The following is a 2,430-nucleotide window of genomic DNA, read 5'->3' on the forward strand; positions in this document are numbered from 1 at the left end:
CGCCATGTCGGCGAAGGGCTCGGCGCCATGGGCCGCGAGCACGCCGGCCGGCGTCTCCCGCGCGAAGCCGAGGACGCGGCAGCCAGCGGCGCGGCCGGCGCGCACGCCCGGCACGCTGTCCTCGATCACCACGCAATCGGCCGCCGCCGCGCCGCAGGCCGCGGCGGCGGCAAGATAGATATCCGGCCAGGGCTTGGGCCGGTCCACATCCTCGAAGGAGAAAACCCGGTCCGCGAAGACGGTGGCGAGGCCGAGGGCGCGCATCTTCGCCGCCAGTTCCATCCGGCCCGAATTCGACGCGACCGCGACCGCCACTCCCGCCGCCGCGACGGCGCGCACCGCTTCCGTCGCGCCCGGTACGGCCGGCGTGCGCCGCGTCATCTCATGCGCGATGAGGGTCGAGATCTCCTCCGCCCAGCCGGGCGGCAGGGGGCCGATGCGCGCCTCGATGCGCGGCACCATGTCGGGCAGCGCCATGCCGAGGAAGGTGTTGCGCGATTCCGCCGCGGTCATCGGCCAGCCGAGTTCGGTCAGCTGCTCCGCCACCAGGGCGTTCACCATCATCTCGGAATCGGCCAGGACGCCGTCGCAGTCGAACAGGACGGCGCGGGGGCGTGGGAGGGTCATCGCGCCCCGCGCCGCTGGGCGTCGCTCAAGCCGGCTCCTTCACCGCCACCTGGCGCCGCTCGGCGGTCGCGCGCGCATGCGGGCAGTCGCCGTGCTGCTTCGGGCATTGCCGGGCACCCGCGAAGGAGCAGAGGCTGCGCCCCGAACCGAGCGCGGCGCGTGCGAGGTCGGCCAGCGCGGCAATGAAATCCGGGTCGCTGTTCTGGGCGGGCACGCGGAAATAGCCAGGGATGCCGAGCTTTTCGGCTTCCTCGCGGTATTCGACGTCGAGTTCCACCAGGGTTTCCGAATGTTCGGACACGAAGGCGATCGGGCAGATCAGGATCGCGGTCTTGTCATGCGCAGCGCGCTCGATCTCGTCCTCGGTCGAGGGTCCGATCCATTTCTGCGGCGTCACGCGGGACTGGTAGCAGACGATGTGGTCGAGGCCCGGCATGTCGAGCTTCTCGACCACCGCGGCGACGGTCTGCTCCACCTGCCACTGGTAGGGATCGCCGGCGTTGACGATGCTTTCGGGCAGCCCATGCGCCGAAAACAGCACGCGCAGCGGCACGTCCTCGGGCAGCGCGGCGCGCGCTTCCTGCCAGGCGCGACGCACCAGCTGCGCCGTCGCCATGGCGAAGCCGCCATGGGAATGCCAGCAGCACAGCGTGGTGGTCGGCACGGACAGGCCGGCCTTGCGGCACGCCTCGTCCCAGGCCGCCATGCTGCTGCCCGTGGTGGTGGTGGAGAACTGCGGGTAGAGCGGGAAGAGCAGAACCTCGTCCGGCGCCCAGTCCTTCACCGCGCGCGCGGCCTCGTCGCTCATCGGATGCCAGTAGCGCATGGCGATGAAGGACCGCACCTCGATCCCCGGATCGCCGGCCATGGCCGCTTCCAGCGACCGCCCCTGCTCCTCGGTCAGGTCGAGCAGCGGGGACCGGCCGCCGAGGATGGCGTAGTTCTCCATCGCCGGCTTCGTCCGCCGCCAGGCGATCAGACGCCCGAGCCATGGCCGGATGAAGCCCGGCACGCGCAGGATCGCCGGGTCGGTGAACAGGTTGACCAGGAAGGGCCGCACGCTCTCGGAGCGGTCGGGACCGCCCAGGTTGAACAGCACGATGGCGATGCGGCGCTTGGGCATGGTCCCGCCCGACATGACCCGCGCGTCGCGCGAATCAAGCCCCTGGCATCCTTCAGGCATTGGCAACGGGGGTGTCGGAGGCCTGGCCGCGGCGCGATTGCCACAGCTGCACGAAGTCGATCGGCGCCAGCAGCACCGGCGGGAAGCCGCCATCGCGCGTCACGTCGGCCAGGATGTTCCGCGCGAAGGGGAAGAGCAGGCGCGGGCATTCCACCAGCAGCAGCGGCTCCAGCATCTCCCGCGGCACGCCGTTCAGCGTGAAGATCCCGCAATACACCAGTTCCGCGATGAAGGCGGTCGCACCCTCGTTCGTCTTGGCGTCGGCGCGGATCTGCAGGGAGATCTCGTAGGTCTCCTGCCCTTCCTGCAGCCGGCGCGCCTGGACGTCGAGGGCGATGTCGATCCGCGGTGCCTCGCGCAGCGAGAGGTAGATCTCGGGTGCGCCCGGCACCTCGAAGGACAGGTCCTTGGTGAACTGGAGGTTCAGGACCACCGGGCCCGTGGCGGGCATGGCGCCGCCATTGGCGGGCGGATTGGGCTGGTCGGACATGCGTGGACCTTTTTCGCAGCGGCGCGGCGGGCGCGCCCGGGGCGTCGCGGGGGCGGTTAGCACGCGGGGGCGGGGGCGGCAACGCGGCGGAAAGTCTCGCGCGGCGGGTCGGCCGCGTCCTAGGCTCGCG

Annotated in this window: 3 protein-coding genes; all 3 read right to left on the reverse strand. The window is 71.3% G+C overall.

What is annotated here, in order from left to right:
• A partial coding sequence (locus HW577_RS23650) for an HAD family hydrolase (protein WP_198378556.1) occupies nucleotides 1-627 on the reverse strand: 627 nt, incomplete at its 3' end.
• Nucleotides 628-652: 25 nt separating this feature from the next.
• A complete protein-coding gene (gene hemH, locus HW577_RS23655; protein ID WP_332837799.1) occupies nucleotides 653-1,750 on the reverse strand; it encodes a ferrochelatase in 1,098 nt (365 codons plus the stop codon).
• A 52-nt stretch (nucleotides 1,751-1,802) separates the two neighbouring features.
• The gene (gene secB / locus HW577_RS23660) at nucleotides 1,803-2,300 is read right to left on the reverse strand and encodes a protein-export chaperone SecB (protein WP_198378558.1); all 498 of its coding nucleotides are present in this window, start codon (nucleotides 2,298-2,300) and stop codon (nucleotides 1,803-1,805) included.
• Nucleotides 2,301-2,430 lie beyond the last annotated feature (130 nt).

It is taken from the genome of Neoroseomonas rubea, from assembly GCF_016106015.1.
GTDB classification, from domain to species: Bacteria; Pseudomonadota; Alphaproteobacteria; order Acetobacterales; family Acetobacteraceae; genus Neoroseomonas; species Neoroseomonas rubea.